The following is a 16418-nucleotide window of genomic DNA, read 5'->3' on the forward strand; positions in this document are numbered from 1 at the left end:
CTAATAAGTAAGGCGCTTTTCTGCAATCGAATCGAGTTACTTAGGTGCTAATTCGTAGTTTTCTTGCATCTCATGAGGGGCAATCCCGTACTCATAATCCGCTAAGTAGCCATCCTTATAGACCTTCATTCCCTTCTCATCCCAGCTCACTTTGATCATCGCCGTGTTGCCATCTTCACTGCCTAACAGCTCCAGCATTTCTGCATCAATCTTAATGGCTTTGATGGTTTTAATACGCTTAAACGGCTTAAATTCAGTGGCCGAGAATACGATGGCCGAGCGATAACGCTTAAGCTTGAGTCCAATCGCAAAGATTCTCGATTGTTGCTCAAACTGCAACATATTGATCTAGGCTCAATTGATGAGTCTCGCATTTCAGAACTTGTGCGATTCAAAGTCGAAACGCCGGTTCGCTATGAAGGTGACATTAATTATTGGCGTCAGGGCGTCGAATTTCCTGTCGATCAACTGGCATCCAATAAAGAAGTCGATATTCGAGCACGCATTACCATACCCGAGTCTCAACTCACAGCAGGAGAGTTTCACTTCAATATGGAGTGGGCAGTTGAGTGTCTATAAATTAGTAACTTAAGCTGAGTTTTTAATCAAAGAAGAAAAAGTGAGTGAGCTGGAAAGAAAATCAATGGAGTGACAACTTCGGAATTATAAAACCGATAAAGAGAGATTCACTGGGAATTCGCTGTAGGTTAGCGCAAATTATCAAGGATGGAGTTTTTTTGAACATGTCTTTAAAACACGAAACATAATATGCGTTCAGTTCATCGGACTTTCAAGGGAGTAACAAGAGAATATTTGATAACACTGAAGTCAATCACACATGTGCTAATTCTCAGTTGGTTAATCTATGCGATGTTTGCTACGTTTAAATGACACAGTCATTGGAAAGGTATGATTTATGAAAATAAATGTTCAAACACATCATGTATCAATTAACGACGAGTCACGCAAAGACATCGAAGGTAAATTCGAGAAGATATCTAACCATTTCCCATCACTGATCAGTTGCGACATCATCATTACTAAAGAACACGGTCAACATCAGGTTGAAGTATTCACCAACTACGAAGGTGTACGAGTAACAGCAAAATCGACAGACGATGTTATGTACCCAGCTATCGCTGCAGCACTTAAGAAACTTGAAGCGGGCCTAAGTAACCGTAAGGGACAATTGAAAGCCGACCTACACGAGAAACCAACAAGCACGAAGCCAGAGATTGCTTCGGACATCATCCAAGAGATGAAATTGGTATAAATCGATAAGTAGTTAAAGCGAAATAACGAATAGAAACTTATTAAGAATTTCAAAGCCAGCATACATTGCTGGCTTTTTCGATCTTAAAGCCAAGCAAACCTTCGCTTCTTTACCGTCCCTCGAATTCAGCTCAACCCCACATCATTATTAACGCCCTTAAGTTCTTAGCAGCTATAACAATCACTTGTGGTATTTGATACAGTTATAAGCAGAAATTTAGACCACAACGGAATGTTTATTATGAAGAAAATCGCGTTGATACTTTTCCTTGCTACTCAATTAATGGCTTGTACCGAGGTTGGCAGTGAAGCTTGGTGTGCGGATATGAAAGAAAAGCCTAAAGGTGACTGGACGGCTAATGAAGCGGGCGATTTTGCTAAACACTGTATTTTCTAATCACGTTAGCTTCTAATTCTACATTGGGCTGAATTAATACGCTCTGTGTAAAACAATCCATGGAATAAGTGAGTTTTAATGGAACACCAACTAGACAACAACTGGAAGCACATCGAATGGGTATTAACCGACGTGGATGACACGCTCACTTGGCAAGGTTCACTCCCTCCAGAAACCCTGATTGTGTTACAAAAGCTGAGAGACAATGGAATCAAAGTGGTCGCTGTAACGGGAGCCTGTGCTGGTTGGTGTGACCATATTGCGCAGCTCTGGCCTGTCGATGCCGTGCTTGGAGAAAACGGCGCCTTCTTACTAGAGAAGCAAGATGATGCATTACAACTCTCATCTGAAACACCGCTAGAACAAGTGCGTAAGAACCAAGCTAAGCTAAAACAAGAAGTTGAAGCGATCTTGTTGAGTTACCCCGACCTATCGCTAACTTTGGATCAATCTTACCGCTTGTGTGAGGTCGCGATTGATATCGGCCAAAACCGTAAGCCTGTTGATCCTGAAACTGTTCAAGCGGTACTCGAAAGAATACACGCTTTAGGCGCACACGCGACGGCAAGTTCGATTCATATCAACGCTTGGTACGGCGAACACTCAAAGAAAAACGCCGTGCACCGTTTCCTGGCTAATAAAGGCTTATCGCTTGAGCAAATCCACAATCAAGCCTGCTATGTCGGCGATTCAATGAATGATCAGCAGATGTTCGAATCACTTCCACTTACCGTTGGCGTGGCAAACATTCAACATTATTGGGATAAGCTAGAGCACCATCCAAGCAGGGTCATGTCGCAGCCTGGTGGCTATGGGTTTGCAGAATTTGTGGATGCGCTGCTGAGGCTTAAAAGTGAAGTAATTTAGATAATCGCTCAGACTTTGAAGCAAAAATCGCACAAGTTTTCACTCATACGATTTCATTCATGTCATGTCCATCGATTAAACGGGCTCAACGAACTTAGAGAATAATCATCCCATCTCGATAAGTCAGTGATGGTGCTACATCTTGACCAAGTAAGACTGGGCCATCGAGGTCGACGATTTCAGATTGAACGGCGATAGGCAGAGCTGCACGCATCGCCAGCGATGTACCGAGCATACAACCCGACATCAGCGTAAATCCTAGCCTTTGAGCTTCTTCAGCAAGTACCAATGCTTCGGTCAAACCACCTGTTTTATCGAGCTTGATGTTGACCATTTCATATTTGCCTAACAAAGATGAAAGTTGCGAAGTGGTATGACAGCTTTCATCAGCACACAGTGGTATCGGGTGCTTGATGTGCGCCAATGAGGCATCGTGCTGTTGGGGTAACGGCTGCTCGATCATCGCAATATCAAATTCTACCAGTTGATTGAACAACTCTTCGAGATTCAATCCTGTCCACGCTTCATTCGCATCCAATACAATTTGAACATCTGCCGCAGCTTCTCGTACCGCGCGAACACGCTCTACCACCTGCTCGCCGTCAAGCTTCACTTTCAGAAGTTTCGCACCATTCGCGACATAGTCTCGAGCCTGAGTCGCCATGGCTTCTGGCGTGCCAATCGAGACTGTCATTGCAGTCACGATTTGAGCAGGCAACTCAAACAAGCTATTCGGAAACGTCTGGTCGTTCTGCTGAGCTTCAAAATCCCAAAGCGCACAATCGACCGCATTGCGCGCTGCCCCTCCGGTCAATAAAGACTGAAGATGATCTCTTAGCTCTGCCGGATCAGTAACGCCTCGTTCAAACATAGCTTCAAGTGCGCTAGACGCTTGTTGGATTTGCGCTAACACAGACTCCGATGACTCGCCGTATCGTGGGTAAGGCGTGCATTCGCCCTGAGCTCGTTTGCCACCATGTTCAATGTAAACACGAACAACGTGACACTCAGTTCGACTGCCACGAGAGATGCGAAAAGGCGTTTGCATCGCGATAATAATGGGTTCAGCTGTAATCTTCATAATTTCACTCGGTTGATGTTCACTTTAACAAATGGAAACGTAGAAATGATGAAGTCGTTAAAGTGAATGTCGCAAATGATCAGTAATGTGTTGTACACCAAAGCGCACTGGGTCCGTCACTGGCACTTGATAGAGTGTGGTCCATTCTTGGCACAATGTCTCAGCCTCTTCAATGCTAATCGCCGACGTGTTCAAGCAGATACCCACCAGCTTCGCGTCTGGATTAGTCAGTCGCGCCGCTTGCAAGTTGGCTTCAATCGTCTGTTCTATGCTTGGTAATTTAGCATGAGGAAGGTTACGAATATGTGGTCGCCCAACTTCATGACACAGCACTAAGGCATCAGCTTGTGCGCCATGTAAAAGACCCAAACTCACGCCTGCAAACGAAGGGTTGAACAAAGAGCCTTGCCCTTCAATGATGTCCCAATCGTGGTCGGTAAAATCAGGGCTAATCGCTTCAACTGCGCCAGAAATAAAATCCGCAACCACCGCATCAATCGAAATACCGCTGCCTTCAATCAAAATACCTGTCTGCCCTGTCGCTTTAAACTGAGCGGATGTTCCCGCTTGTTTAAGCGACTTTTCAATCGCTAATGCCGAGAACATTTTGCCTACTGAGCAATCAGTTCCGACAGTAAGCAGGCGCTTACCTTGACGAAGCTTACCGTTACCAACATTAAGAACACCGTCAAAATGGCGCACATCATGAAGCTTAGTCAATCCTTGTTGCTGCATGTCAGCAAGCGGTGAAAATTCACTCAATCGTTGGTGCATGCCAGATGCAATCTCATATCCCATTTCTGCAGCGGCCATAATGGTTGACTGCCAAGAATCAGGAATAACACCACCCGGATTTGCGGTACCAATCACTAGCGTCTTCGCGCCCTGCGCTTGCGCCTCTTGCAGGGTCATATCCGTTAAGCCCAGTGAAACGGTATCACCCGTTAAACGCAGTTGACCTAGGCAGATTTCTGGTCGCCATTGATGAATACCGCGAGCTGTTTTTGCAGCGAGTGGGTCAGTAACATCCCCAAGAAAAAGAAGGTAAGGTTGAGCGATCGACATGAGTATTCCTAATTAATAAGCCCTTGTATGGGTTTACTTTAATTAAGAACTTCGAAGCTGCCGAATGCCTATTTATGGCGAGCCTATAACCTTAAGTTATAGGGTGAGTATGGATTTTCAATGAAGCGATAAATTGCTTAACGGAAATCGACTGAGGGGTGTGCTCTGCGCAAAGCATCGATACCGAAAATTGGATGTCTGGTTGAAGCGGCAACACACAGACCGCATCGTCATTTTGATATTGCTCTGCCGTCCACGGATCAACAATCGCAAACCCCGCTTGGTGCTTGACCAGTTCCGCAGCGGCGCTATACCCACGTACAGATATCGGGTGGTGATAATGCTGCTCACGTGCAATAAGGCGTTGATGTAACAGGAGGCCTAATGGATCGCGGCTATCGAGCCCGATGATTGGCAGCGGATAATTGATCAGATCATCTAACGTTAATTCCGCGGGGAAATGATCAACCGTATTGGAAGGAACCAAAACCTTTAGTGATTCGGTTAATAGCGTTTCACTTAATATCGCAGGCGGTGCTTCATCGCCAAACGCGATAGCAATATCAAGCTCATGCTTTAATAACCCAGCACACAGCTCATCACGGTTTGCAGTCAGCAACTCAAAAGAGAGATCTTGCTTACTGCCATTTTGCTCGCGAGACATTTGGGCGATTACCGGAGTCAGTAATTTAGTCGCTAAAATCGGCGGCGCACCAATGCGTAAATGCTGATGGCCTTGCTTCACTTTGTTGGTCAGAGATCGAAATTGCCCCAATTGCTGATACACCTTTTCCGCTTCTGGCAGTAAGGTTTTTGCCTCAACCGTTGGCACCAACCGCCCTTTAACTCGTTCGAATAAGCCAAACCCAAGTTGTTGCTCCGTGTGCGCCAAAATACGGGTCACGTTTGGTTGCGACACATGCAAGCTGCGCGCGGCTCCAGATACGGTTCCGGTCTGCATAATGGCGTAAAAGACTTCCAATTGTCTTAGGTTCACATTGATGTCCTTATGGTTCGCGAAACAAATCTAGGGGTTGGCTTTTCTTGTATTAGCTAAGCTGTTTATCGGTCTAGCTAGCGTTTTGCGTGAGTCTATTTTAGTAGCTCAGCTATCGTAGGTTGAAGTATCTCAGCCCAAGTTTGATAAGCCTTCGCATTCAAATGCAGATCATCACACGAGTACTTGTTCGACAACAGCTTATTAGGCGACAATACTGAATTCACATCTAAGAACGCAATGCCTTGCTGTGTACAGTACTCGCTTAGCTTGCTATTGAGCAGTTCAACCGACGGATTTAAACCTTGCAGTTTAGAGCCAACATAAAGCGTTGATTGCACCAATATGCGAATCTCATTTTCTTGCCACACCTTAAGCATATCAATGTAGTTCTGGTAGATATGGTCGACATCATAACCCTGAGCTAAATCGTTTATCCCTGCCATAAAACACACCAGCTTTGGCTTCACATTCAACGTGGTATCAATACGGCGCAACATGCCAGTTGTGGTGTCACCCGCTAAGCCACGGTTGACCATCGAAACATCGCGAAAGATATCCGCCCACGGGGCCCATTCGGTGATCGAATCACCAAACATGACTAGGTCTGCACTTGGGGAAAAATGGCGGTGATTATCTGATGTCATGATGTAACGACTCATACTGTGGCCTCGTTGCTGAATCTCAGACTGAAGAGCGACTGCCTTGAGGATCTCGCTATCTGGAGTGGCGCTATCAAATTGAGCTAGCAATCCTTCGATATGAGGCTTAAAAGGGCTAAGACGAGTACTCAGTTGATGATGTTCTTTAAGGGAAGATAACCTCTCTAGTAATGCATACAAAGAGCAGTTTTGACCAACTTCTTGGAATAACTGATAGAGATCGAGGACAGAGTGTTGCTGTAGCGCGGCAAGTAATTGCTTGTCTTCCATGGTGTTATCTAACCCTTCAATTATCTGATGATGAACTCAAGATAATATCCGATTGCGTACGGGATAGATAACACTAGAAGCAGATCGTTACTTTTACTAGAAGTAAATAGTTACTTTTCTTTGATCAGCAGGTGATTACGGTTATCGCGGCTTTTCTTAATCAGCTCGTTGCTCTCATCCATTTCATCTGACTTAGCAAGGCGATCATAAAGCAGCACGTTAACTGTTGCAGCCAAGTTCATGCAGCCAACCGTTGGTACGTACACAACATGATCGGCTCTGTCGGCGACATCTTGAGAAATAGAGCCGTCTTCAGGGCCAAAGATATAAATGGCATTTTCTGGGTGTTTAAAACGCGGTAGTGGTGTTGCACCTTCTGCGAGTTCTACGCAAACGATCTTCGTTTCTGGATCAAGATTGTCTAAAAACGACTCAACACCAGTCAACGGGATAGTACGCGCAGCACTCTTAGTATCGGTGTGGAATTTTGCGGCTTTTTCGTAGCGTTGCCCTGTGTATTTAACTTCGTCGACTTGGTAACAACCAGCCGCACGCATAACAGCACCAACGTTTGTCGGGCTCTTTGGGTTAGTTAAACCAATAGTCACATGGCTTTTGTTCATGAATCTTTCTCACTTAACGAATAGACATAGCAGGGTGCTACAAAGCGTCGCATTCTAACAAAGCAGCGTCGAATTCAAAAGCATCGATACAAACTCACTTTTTCTCGCTTAAGCCTCTAGTTGCAAGGCTTCTCACCCCAAAAACCTAACCGTCATCATATTTATAAAACAAAAACACTCTAGGATAACAATTAAACAACAAGCCCATTTACATTTTGAAACCACATTAATAATGTGTTGAAAATTGCATGAGACAATCACACAGGAAGCGTGACATGACCCTAACCATCAAAAACCGCCTTTATATTCTCTCTTTTATTCCACTGCTACTGATGGCAATTGGGATGATGAGCGTGACGTATATGAAGAGCACCGAGCTAACCGCACAACAAGTAGAATCGACGCGTAGCAATATGATGGCGATGAAAGAAAAGGAACTTAAAGCGTATCTGCAAATGGCTCAATCTTCTATTAGCCCGTTCTTGGAAAGAGGTGCAACATTAGAAGAAGCCTTACCGACATTAAGAACTCTCGAATATGGCGAGTCTGGCTACATCTTTGGCTACGACTCTAAAGGCGTTCGAGTAGTTGTTGGGCAAAATAACGATGGCATTGGTAAAAACTACTACGACCTGCAAGACAAAAAAGGCAACTACCTGATTCGTGACTTGATCAAGAACTCAAAGCTTGGTGAGTTCACCACCTACTACTTTCCAAAACTTGGTCAATCAGAAGCTCTACCGAAACTGAGCTACTCGATATTCGTTCCCCAGTGGGACTTGATGCTAGGCACAGGTTTCTATACTGACGACATCGATGCGGTCATCGCAGAGATGAAAGAGAGCTCGAATGTCGCGTTACAAAGCTCATTGACGGCGATCGCTATATTCTGTGGTTTGATTGCCCTAGTAGTTGCTGTGTTTGCCGTTGCCGTCAACCGTACCATCATGCAACCACTCGAGCAGTTTGATCGTTCAATCAGCGCATTCGCGAGTGGCGAAGCTGACTTAACCGCTCGAATGGAAACCTTCAAAGCGCCCGAGTTCACAAAACTCAGCGAGAACTTCAATGCCTTTGTGGCAAGCCTGCAAACCATCATTCGCAGCGTAAGTGATGTCGGTCAGCAAGTCGTAGCCGAGACATCTAACATGTCTTCTCGTGCTGCGCAGGTCGACGAGATTGCTACAGGGCAACGTGAAGAGACAGAACAAGTTGCAACAGCGATGACTGAGATGACCACAACGGCGCAAGAGATCTCGAGCAACGCTAGCCAAGCGGCGGATTCCGCCAAGCTTGCAGAGGGCAATGCAAAAGAAGCGCAACAGATCGTAAACGCAGCTGCAGACTCGGTGGCAGGCCTAGCGAGCGAAGTATCAGAAGCGAACACCGTGGTGTCTCGTTTAGAAGGCGATGTACAAAACATCTCCTCTTCATTGGCGGTCATCCAAGACATTGCCGAGCAAACTAACCTACTTGCGTTGAATGCCGCGATTGAAGCTGCGCGGGCGGGCGAACAAGGGCGTGGGTTTGCTGTAGTAGCCGATGAGGTACGTAAGCTAGCAAGCCGTACTCAAGAGAGCACTGGCGACATTCATAAGATGATTGAGCAACTTAAAGCTGCCTCAGATGCTGCTGTGAAAGCGATGGATTCAAGTCAAAACCGAAGTGCGCAAACCGTGGAAGAAGCGAATGCCGCAGCCGAAGCACTGGCGAAGATCCAAGCGTCGATTGATACCATCATGGACATGAACTCGCTTATTGCGACAGCGACTGAACAGCAGAATATTGTCGGCCAAGAAATATCTCAACGCATCGTGGTGATTTCTGACCAAAGCTCACAATCGGCAGAACTCGCGAATCAAAACCGTACAGGTAGCCAAAACCTCAACAGTCGTGCAAATGAGCTGTATCACTTGGTGGATCGCTTCACCGTCTAATACATTTTCGGTCTAGTAAGCCGTAATCAAACGATAATTAATCCTAAAACACGTCGGGCTTCAGAATCTCTATTCTGAAGCCCGTTTTTATCGGTGGAGGTTTTAAGCCATACACTAATCCAATTGCTCAGAAAGGAAGTCCACCAGCAGGCGAACCTTTGAAGATAAGTTGCGGTTCTGAGGATAAAGCGCCCAGATCCCTTCTTTGTCATCTCGATAATCGGACAGCACCTCAACCAACTCACCAGAATCAAGGTCTTCACTCACATAGTATTCCGGCAACTGCACCAAGCCAATGCTCTGCTTAGCTGCGTCTAACAAGGCTAAACCACTGTTGCACTTAATGCGTCCGTTAACACGAACTGAGCGAGGGCGTCTATTTTCTTTGAAACGCCAATGTTCAAATCCACCGACTAAACATTGGTGATTATTTAATTCTGATAATGTATGCGGCTCGCCATAACGTTCAATATATTCAGGGCTTGCACATACATAAAGTTGGCGTTGAGACAGCCTCTTTGCCACAAGGCTTGAGTCTTCCAAGCGGCCAAGACGAATCGCAACATCAACACCCGAATCGATAAGATCGAGCTTTTGATTGGTCAGCATCAGCTCAAGCTCTACTTGCGGGTGAAGCTTTAAGAATTGATGCAGTATTGGGGCGAGTTGGCGCTCACCATAAGTCACAGGCGCGGTGACTTTCAGTAAGCCTTTGGGTGTGGATTGCATCTGCGTGACCGCAAGCTCAGCAATTTCTAAACCTTCGACCAACAACTTACATTGTTGGTAATAGAGTTGCCCAGCCTCTGTAAGAGACACCTTACGCGTCGTTCGATTGAGCAGTTTCACTGCGAGTCGTTCTTCGAGGTTTGCTACTCTACGACTGATTTGAGCCACCGACGTAGCGAGCTTCTGCGCCGCACCAGTAAAGCTTTCACGCTCTGCCACTGCAACAAACTCACTTACCCCTTCCCAATTGGCCATGCCTTTACCTTATGCTGAACTTTGGTTACCCATACAGTGTATTGAAGTTAGATATCAGTGTCACCTTGCTTGATATGCGCTGTGCATTAATCTTCGGCACCTATAGTCATTCCCTTACAGAACCATATTTTTGTCCTAACATTAACCTCATCCCCTATTGCTAGGGTGAGAATCTCTAAAACACTGGTACAACAAAGTAAGGTATCCCTTTGAAGAAGTTAATCATACTTGCATCAACTCTTGTACTCAGCACCACTGCGTTTGCAGCAACTAAAACAACAATTCAAGAAACAACGCTAAAATCTGACACATATGCTAGTGAAGTCGAAGCATACGATGCAGGCACCAACCTTATGGATGAGTTACGCGCAAAAACACCTTTTGAGCTTTCAAGAGAACTGCCACAGTTCCAACAGACAACCAAATACGATTCGTTCAAGATTGATGATGCAAATATGGAAGTGAAAAAGATCACTAACATGAACGGCGACATCCACTACCAAGCGAACGTAAAAGTGGACTACCGTTACACATACAAAGACGGTCTTAGCAGCTAACACTGAGTGATTGATCAGGTCTAAAAACTGATCATCTAGTCAAAAAGAAAGTCCGCACTCATAGAGTACGGGCTTTTTTTCGTTCAGCGCTGATTAATGGAATTCAAACGAGCAACCATTATCGGCTCATATGCGTCTGTCTAATTTTGAAAATTACACTTCAAACTGAGACACAAGGCTATCTAGCGCTTCACACTGTTCAGCCAATGCCATACATGCATTTTCTGCGCTGCTTGCCATCTCAACCATTTGCATGGTGCTTTCAGCGATGCGTTGAACATTCTTATTCACGTCTTCAGACACTTGAGACTGTTGCGAAGCCGCCGTAGCAATTTGTGTGTTCATGTCATTCATCTTGCCAATTGAGTTTCGAATCTCACTCAATGAAGACGCTGCAGTTCCTGCTTGAACAATGGTTTTCTCGCCACTCACTTTGCTTTCAGTCATCACGCCAACCGCATGTTTAGCCCCCACTTCTAAGCGTTCAATCATTGATTGGATTTCGCCTGTACTGTCTTGAGTTTTGCTCGCAAGCGCACGAACTTCATCAGCCACAACTGCAAAGCCACGACCTTGTTCACCCGCTCGTGCCGCTTCAATTGCCGCATTCAATGCAAGCAGGTTGGTTTGTTCTGCAATACCTTTGATCACGCCAAGGATTGAGGCGATGTTCTTCACATCTGTGTCCAGTTCTTGAACCACACCACCCGCGTTCTCGATATCTTGTGCAAGGCGTTCAATCGAAGTAACAGTTAAGCCAAGCGTAGTATCAGCCGATTCCACTTCATGGTTTGCAACGTTACTTGCGGTTGCCGCATCTAATGCGTTACCACTCACCACTTCACTGGTTGCTTGCATTTCATGAACTGCAGCCGCGACCACTTCACTTTCTCGCTGTTGATTCGACGAGAATTCAGCAACACTTTGCGTTAACGATTTAATGTTTTCCATCTCAGCGCGTACCGCATTCGATGTAAAAATAACTTGTTCGACGGTGACATGGATCTTGCCAACAAACTGGTTGAAAGCAGAACTTAAACGAGCGATCTCATCATTACCTTCGACCTTCATACGTTGAGACAAGTTACCGTCACCCGATGCGATTTCATTCATCGCTTTCTCTACGTACTGGATTGGCTGAACGATAAACCGATTGGATAACCACATAGCGAAAAGTGCAGCGAAAACAGCAACGGCCATACCCACTTCAATGATCAACTTACTCGATTCAATAGAGTCATCGGCTTGCTGGCGAAGCTCTTTCTGTTTCAATTCGATCAGAGTTCGGATATCGCGCAGTTGAGTACGAATGATCGCAAACTCTGCGTCAAGCGCTGGCGAGTAATCAATATTGTATTGGTCTGCGTTTGCTGGATCAGCGAACATTGGCTCGTGCAGTGCCACCCACTTGCTCATCGCGTTAACAAGCTTTGCTAACTCGCCACGTGAAGATGGGTCCAACACGCCCGCTTGATACAAGGTTTCGACACTTTGAAAACGAGGAACCGCTTTGTAAGCGTTGTCTTTAAATTCAAACTTTTGGTACTCGACCGCCGCTTGGTCTTTCGCAAGCAACAGACCTTGTGCCGAAGCGATAATTTGGTAGATATCTCGGTAGCCATCTTCTAGGTTATCTAGCACTGGCTGAACCACATTATTGAGCTCGTTATTAATCGCAGCCTGAGCATTAGATCTAATGACATTAAGCACAGTAACGGTAGAAAAAACAATCACAATCACCAACAGCGGGATCGCGATTTTACTCTTAATCGAAAGATTATTGATATTCATTGGGATTAATAACCACACTTCAAATAGGGATGCGCGCGCAATATACAGCACACATATAAAATCCCGCTAAGCTTTTGTGAGCTTCATATCATAGAAAACGATACCGTAAATTCGTGTGATGTTTTTTCAATCAAAGGTTAACTTTCGGCGACTAAAATACTCTCTGATTTAGACTTATTTGCTGCTGATACGCGCAAATACTGGAGAAGTGTTAGAAATAACACCATAATGTAGGGCTCTAAAATAAGTAGGTAAGAACATGAAAATTTGTGGTGTTGAAATCAAAGGTAACGATGCAGTCATCTGTCTTCTTTCTCTGTCAGACGGCGTATTTAACATTCCTGATTGCCGAGTTTCTAAGGTTGCGATTAGCGACGCAAACGACACACAGAATATGAAAGACTTTCAATTCTCTTTTGCAAAGTTAATGGAAGATTACCAAGTAGAAAAAGTTGTAATTCGCCAACGTCAGACTAAAGGCAAATTTGCTGGCGGTGGTTTCGGCTTCAAACTTGAAGCAGCAATTCAGCTAATCGACGGCCTAGATGTAACCGTTGTGTCTCCAGCTGAAATCAAAGAAAGCCTTAAGCGCAACCCTCTTATGATGAAGTTCAAAGAGACCGGCCTTAAGCAATACCAAGAAGCACCGTTTACAACGGCTTACGCTTGTTTGATGAAACGCTAATCAAAAGTCGCTAGCCAATATTTTATATAGAAAGAGCCTGAATATTCAGGCTCTTTTTTGTTTCTAGTCATCGATTTTTAGTAGGATGAGTTTTGGTATACAAACTACCGCTCTAACACTGTTCGACTGCGAGCCTTAATCCATTCTGGCTTCCTCACCACCAAATAAACTGCAGCTGCCGACAACGCAAAGCCCATTGCACCATAGATATCGAATGATTCACCGAAAATAAGCCACGCTTGGATTGCTGTCGTCGGTGGCACCAAGTAAAAGACCGAAGCCACACTTGAAGATGCACCGTGCTCTACCATGTAAAGCAACAATAGGATGGCAACACAAGACAGAACGACCACCAGCCAAATTAGAGTCAACGTGAATTCTATCGTCCAGTTTACTTGCATAGTTTCGTAACGCATTGCGAACGGCAGAAACAACGCGGCAGAAGCCAAATATTGCACCATCGCACCGCCGACCATATCTGTCCCCTGACAGAAGCGCTTCTGATACAAAGTGCCGCAGGTAATACCCACCAAAGAAACCAAACACAATAACGTTGCCAAGCCTTTTTGGTCGTCTGACTGCCATTCAATATTGCCCATCAACACCAAACTAATACCCGCAAAACCAAGCGCTAACCCCAACCACTGTGCAAAATTAAAACGCTGCGAAGTACAGCTGATCATAATCAATGCGGTAAGAATCGGTTGTAAGCCAACAAGTAGAGAACTCAACCCGGCGGGCATACCTATATCAATCGCCAGATAGGTGCCACCAAGGTAGAAACCATGAATCAAGATGCCAACCACACTTGCGTGGAAGAATGCTCGACCACGAGGAATACGACGCTTAAGGATTGCAATCAAAACCAAGAACAGCGCTACGTTGGCCACCATCCTCAGTGAGAGTAACGTTGCGGGTTCGGCATATTCAACACCAAGACGTGCGCCAACAAAGCCTGACGACCACAATATTACAAACACAAACGGAATCATTTTAATCAGCATTACAAACCTCTGGTCAACTCTTCATCAATGCTGTTACCTTAGTTGGGTACAGATAACTAATAAAGACACAGATATAACACTTTAAATGGTTACAGATTAAAAGGGAGCAACGAGGGAGAAAAACGTGGAAGCAGAACTCAGCGGCAATAAATATCTTGCTACCGAACAACATATTAAGGCTCAAATTGATAAAGGGCTCTTTCACCCAGATGATCGTCTTCCTTCGATCCGCCAGTTAAGCGAACAGCTTGGCGTAAGCAAAAATACCGTAATTCGTGCCTACCAAGAACTGGAAGCGACAGGCTGGGTTTACTCGGTACCTAAATCTGGCTATCGCGTGAAAACACCAAACACCACTAGCTGGGATGCACCAAGCCAACCTCAAAAAGTCGATCTGTTGTCTGTTACCAAATCGGTACTGTCTCGTCCAAAAGGTCGTCTAAAACTGTTGGCAGGCTCCGCGCACCCGAACATAAACAACCCTGCGATTCGTAGCTTGTATGCCGAGATTGGCCGCCACAGTCGATTACAAACTCAATTGCCCGGTTATTACCAATTACCTCCCGGCGATGAGCAATTAGTAAAGCAATTGTTAAAGATCACCCATGATCTAGGCGTACCTGCGGGATCGAAAGAGATTGCGATTACTCATGGTGCTCAACAGGCGATCAGTTTGGCATTACGTGCGCTCACCAAGCCCGGTGACATCGTGGCAGTCGAGTCGCCCTGTTACTTCGGTAATTTATTGTTGCTCGAATCACTTGGCTTGCAAGCTTTAGAAATCCCAAGCAGTGTTAGCCATGGCATTGATATCCCATCACTACAGAGTGCGTTGGACAAATGGAAAGTGAAGACGCTGCTGCTAACACCAAACTTTACTAATCCAACGGGCTCAAGAATGCCATTGGCGAATCGAAAAGCATTACTGGAGATCACGGGATCTTTGCCAATTATCGAAGACGATGTGTTCGGTAGCTTGGCATTCGATACACCAATCGCTAGTCTCAAAGAGCTTGATGATCAAGATAGAGTCATCTACGTCAACTCCTTGTCTAAAACCTTAGACTCACGTTTACGAATCGGTTGGTTACTGTCGGGGCGCTACCAACCTTTGGTCGAAAAGTACCTTTTATGCGACAACATGGGCAGCTCAAACCTGATGCAATCCGCTGTGGGTCAATTTCTCACTACCGGTAAATATCGCAGCCACTTATCCAAAATGAAGCGGCTCTACCAAACCAATCAAAAGCAATTCCAAAGCCTGTTAATACAAGCACTAGATAGCTACCCTCACCTTGTCGGGCAATACCACCTATCAAAACCGGAAGGCTCTTTTTTAAACTGGATAACGTTGCCAGAGTCGGTCGATAGTTATGCCGTCTACCAAGATTGTTTAAAGCACAAATTAGGGATTTACCCGGTACAGTATTTGGCACCAATGACCAATATAAACACTGCTTGCGCTTCACTGTCGCCAACATTGAAGAGAGCAAAGAGTGGAAAGAAGGGGTTGTGACATTAGCGAAGATAATCGCTAAACATACACCTTAACCAGATTAGGCCCACATAGCCCAAACAACAAAGCCCTACTCAACTGAGCGGGGCTTTCATCATTATCAGGTTTTGATTTGGTTAACGGTAATTAACCTTGCCAAGCGAACTGTTCAAATACTTTGTCGACTGGCGTTTTAGCAACGTGGTTTACGTAATTACTGATCACTTTCTGAGACAGGCCAAGAATCACTTCTAACACTTGTTGTTGACCGTAGCCCGCTTCGAAAAATGCTGCCATTTCACTTTCAGGCACATTGCCGCGGTTACGCACCATGCTCAGCGTAAAATCATGCAGTGCTTGCAATTTTTCAGTGGGTAGAGCCGTGCGATTACGCAGTGCTTCGGTGATTGCAGGATCAACCTTCATTGAATGTGCGATACCTGTGTGCGCTGGAACGCAGTAGTGACATTCGTGTTCAACGTTGATGGTTTGCCAAACAACCGTTAGCTCTTCAGCATCGAAAGATGAGTCACTAAATGCCTGATGAAGCTGGGTGTAAGCCTTAAGTGTGTTTGGAGATTCAGCCAACACACCAAACAAGCCCGGCACTCTGCCCATCTGCTTTTTAGCGCCCTCAAGAATAGGTTGGCTTTGCTCTGGCGCGGATTCTACTGAGTGAATTTTGAAGTTGCTCATTGCTCTATCCCTATCAATTTTCGGTTCTAAAGTTA

The 16418-nt window shown here is 45.3% G+C and carries 16 protein-coding genes and 2 pseudogenes; 8 read left to right on the forward strand and 10 right to left on the reverse strand.

Translation table 11 applies throughout. From position 1 onward, the window contains the following. Positions 1-36: 36 nt before the first annotated feature. Positions 37-264, reverse strand: a pseudogene (locus tag AB4558_RS15715) (hypothetical protein); the annotation flags it as partial. A gap of 57 nt (positions 265-321) precedes the next feature. Between AB4558_RS15715 and AB4558_RS15720 the strand changes: the two are divergent. The 4 genes from AB4558_RS15720 (at position 322) to AB4558_RS15735 (ending at position 2536) form a co-directional block, all read left to right on the forward strand. After that, positions 322-579, forward strand: coding sequence for a hypothetical protein (locus tag AB4558_RS15720; protein ID WP_229648214.1), 258 nt, complete (start codon positions 322-324; stop codon positions 577-579). A 337-nt stretch (positions 580-916) separates the two neighbouring features. Next, positions 917-1273, forward strand: a complete 357-nt coding sequence (gene hpf / locus AB4558_RS15725) for a ribosome hibernation-promoting factor, HPF/YfiA family (RefSeq protein ID WP_017061680.1) — start codon at positions 917-919, stop codon at positions 1271-1273. 240 nt (positions 1274-1513) lie between these two features. Next, positions 1514-1669 carry a DUF3012 domain-containing protein gene (locus tag AB4558_RS15730; protein WP_017061679.1) on the forward strand — a complete coding sequence of 52 codons (156 nt, stop codon included), beginning with the start codon at positions 1514-1516 and terminating at the stop codon, positions 1667-1669. Between the two features lie 78 nt (positions 1670-1747). After that, positions 1748-2536: an HAD-IIB family hydrolase gene (locus AB4558_RS15735; RefSeq protein ID WP_102393449.1), complete on the forward strand. Its 789-nt coding sequence runs from the start codon at positions 1748-1750 to the stop codon at positions 2534-2536. A gap of 94 nt (positions 2537-2630) precedes the next feature. On the opposite strand, the gene dgcA is transcribed toward AB4558_RS15735, so the two are convergent. The 5 genes from dgcA to AB4558_RS15760 form a co-directional block, all read right to left on the reverse strand. Then, a complete protein-coding gene (dgcA, locus tag AB4558_RS15740) occupies positions 2631-3617 on the reverse strand; it encodes an N-acetyl-D-Glu racemase DgcA (RefSeq protein WP_017066889.1) in 987 nt (328 codons plus the stop codon). 57 nt (positions 3618-3674) lie between these two features. Continuing rightward, positions 3675-4682: an N-acetyltransferase DgcN gene (gene dgcN / locus AB4558_RS15745; protein ID WP_017061677.1), complete on the reverse strand. Its 1008-nt coding sequence runs from the start codon at positions 4680-4682 to the stop codon at positions 3675-3677. A gap of 91 nt (positions 4683-4773) precedes the next feature. Continuing rightward, positions 4774-5679: a LysR family transcriptional regulator gene (locus tag AB4558_RS15750; RefSeq protein ID WP_102320893.1), complete on the reverse strand. Its 906-nt coding sequence runs from the start codon at positions 5677-5679 to the stop codon at positions 4774-4776. A 95-nt stretch (positions 5680-5774) separates the two neighbouring features. Further along, positions 5775-6611 carry an SGNH/GDSL hydrolase family protein gene (locus AB4558_RS15755; protein ID WP_017069800.1) on the reverse strand — a complete coding sequence of 279 codons (837 nt, stop codon included), beginning with the start codon at positions 6609-6611 and terminating at the stop codon, positions 5775-5777. A 110-nt stretch (positions 6612-6721) separates the two neighbouring features. Beyond that, positions 6722-7234: an RNA methyltransferase gene (locus AB4558_RS15760; protein WP_017061674.1), complete on the reverse strand. Its 513-nt coding sequence runs from the start codon at positions 7232-7234 to the stop codon at positions 6722-6724. A 275-nt stretch (positions 7235-7509) separates the two neighbouring features. Here AB4558_RS15760 and AB4558_RS15765 point away from each other — a divergent pair, with 275 nt between their 5' ends. After that, complete coding sequence (locus AB4558_RS15765; RefSeq protein WP_372074956.1) at positions 7510-9171, forward strand: methyl-accepting chemotaxis protein; 1662 nt, start codon at positions 7510-7512, stop codon at positions 9169-9171. Positions 9172-9285: 114 nt separating this feature from the next. Here AB4558_RS15765 and AB4558_RS15770 read toward each other — a convergent pair whose 3' ends face one another. After that, complete coding sequence (locus AB4558_RS15770) at positions 9286-10155, reverse strand: LysR family transcriptional regulator (protein WP_017064933.1); 870 nt, start codon at positions 10153-10155, stop codon at positions 9286-9288. Positions 10156-10364: 209 nt separating this feature from the next. Here AB4558_RS15770 and AB4558_RS15775 point away from each other — a divergent pair, with 209 nt between their 5' ends. Beyond that, positions 10365-10712 (forward strand): DUF3316 domain-containing protein, encoded by a 348-nt coding sequence (locus AB4558_RS15775; protein WP_017064934.1) that lies wholly within the window; start codon positions 10365-10367, stop codon positions 10710-10712. Positions 10713-10865: 153 nt separating this feature from the next. Here the strand turns inward: AB4558_RS15775 and AB4558_RS15780 are convergent, their stop codons facing one another. Further along, complete coding sequence (locus AB4558_RS15780; protein WP_372158920.1) at positions 10866-12503, reverse strand: methyl-accepting chemotaxis protein; 1638 nt, start codon at positions 12501-12503, stop codon at positions 10866-10868. A 259-nt stretch (positions 12504-12762) separates the two neighbouring features. Here AB4558_RS15780 and AB4558_RS15785 point away from each other — a divergent pair, with 259 nt between their 5' ends. Further along, positions 12763-13188, forward strand: a complete 426-nt coding sequence (locus tag AB4558_RS15785; RefSeq protein ID WP_017061669.1) for a DUF3010 family protein — start codon at positions 12763-12765, stop codon at positions 13186-13188. A gap of 104 nt (positions 13189-13292) precedes the next feature. Here AB4558_RS15785 and AB4558_RS15790 read toward each other — a convergent pair whose 3' ends face one another. Next, a complete protein-coding gene (locus AB4558_RS15790) occupies positions 13293-14192 on the reverse strand; it encodes a DMT family transporter (RefSeq protein WP_371725250.1) in 900 nt (299 codons plus the stop codon). Positions 14193-14316: 124 nt separating this feature from the next. Here AB4558_RS15790 and AB4558_RS15795 point away from each other — a divergent pair. Further along, a pseudogene (locus AB4558_RS15795) lies at positions 14317-15743 on the forward strand (PLP-dependent aminotransferase family protein). A 91-nt stretch (positions 15744-15834) separates the two neighbouring features. Here the strand turns inward: AB4558_RS15795 and AB4558_RS15800 are convergent. Next, positions 15835-16383, reverse strand: a complete 549-nt coding sequence (locus AB4558_RS15800; protein ID WP_017061666.1) for a carboxymuconolactone decarboxylase family protein — start codon at positions 16381-16383, stop codon at positions 15835-15837. Positions 16384-16418 lie beyond the last annotated feature (35 nt).

It is taken from the genome of Vibrio sp. 10N.222.51.C5 (assembly GCF_041474575.1).
Classification (GTDB): Bacteria; Pseudomonadota; Gammaproteobacteria; order Enterobacterales; family Vibrionaceae; genus Vibrio; species Vibrio crassostreae_C.

Bases quoted from the DNA above. Each gene is read 5' to 3' on its own strand.
- AB4558_RS15790 (WP_371725250.1), bottom strand. From the start codon at position 14,192: ATGCTGATTAAAATGATTCCGTTTGTGTTTGTAATATTGTGGTCGTCA.
- AB4558_RS15755 (WP_017069800.1), bottom strand. From the start codon at position 6,611: ATGGAAGACAAGCAATTACTTGCCGCGCTACAGCAACACTCTGTCCTC.
- hpf (WP_017061680.1), top strand. From the start codon at position 917: ATGAAAATAAATGTTCAAACACATCATGTATCAATTAACGACGAGTCA.
- AB4558_RS15730 (WP_017061679.1), top strand. From the start codon at position 1,514: ATGAAGAAAATCGCGTTGATACTTTTCCTTGCTACTCAATTAATGGCT.
- AB4558_RS15785 (WP_017061669.1), top strand. From the start codon at position 12,763: ATGAAAATTTGTGGTGTTGAAATCAAAGGTAACGATGCAGTCATCTGT.
- AB4558_RS15735 (WP_102393449.1), top strand. From the start codon at position 1,748: ATGGAACACCAACTAGACAACAACTGGAAGCACATCGAATGGGTATTA.
- AB4558_RS15800 (WP_017061666.1), bottom strand. From the start codon at position 16,383: ATGAGCAACTTCAAAATTCACTCAGTAGAATCCGCGCCAGAGCAAAGC.
- AB4558_RS15780 (WP_372158920.1), bottom strand. From the start codon at position 12,503: ATGAATATCAATAATCTTTCGATTAAGAGTAAAATCGCGATCCCGCTG.
- AB4558_RS15770 (WP_017064933.1), bottom strand. From the start codon at position 10,155: ATGGCCAATTGGGAAGGGGTAAGTGAGTTTGTTGCAGTGGCAGAGCGT.
- dgcA (WP_017066889.1), bottom strand. From the start codon at position 3,617: ATGAAGATTACAGCTGAACCCATTATTATCGCGATGCAAACGCCTTTT.
- AB4558_RS15760 (WP_017061674.1), bottom strand. From the start codon at position 7,234: ATGAACAAAAGCCATGTGACTATTGGTTTAACTAACCCAAAGAGCCCG.
- AB4558_RS15765 (WP_372074956.1), top strand. From the start codon at position 7,510: ATGACCCTAACCATCAAAAACCGCCTTTATATTCTCTCTTTTATTCCA.
- dgcN (WP_017061677.1), bottom strand. From the start codon at position 4,682: ATGTCGATCGCTCAACCTTACCTTCTTTTTCTTGGGGATGTTACTGAC.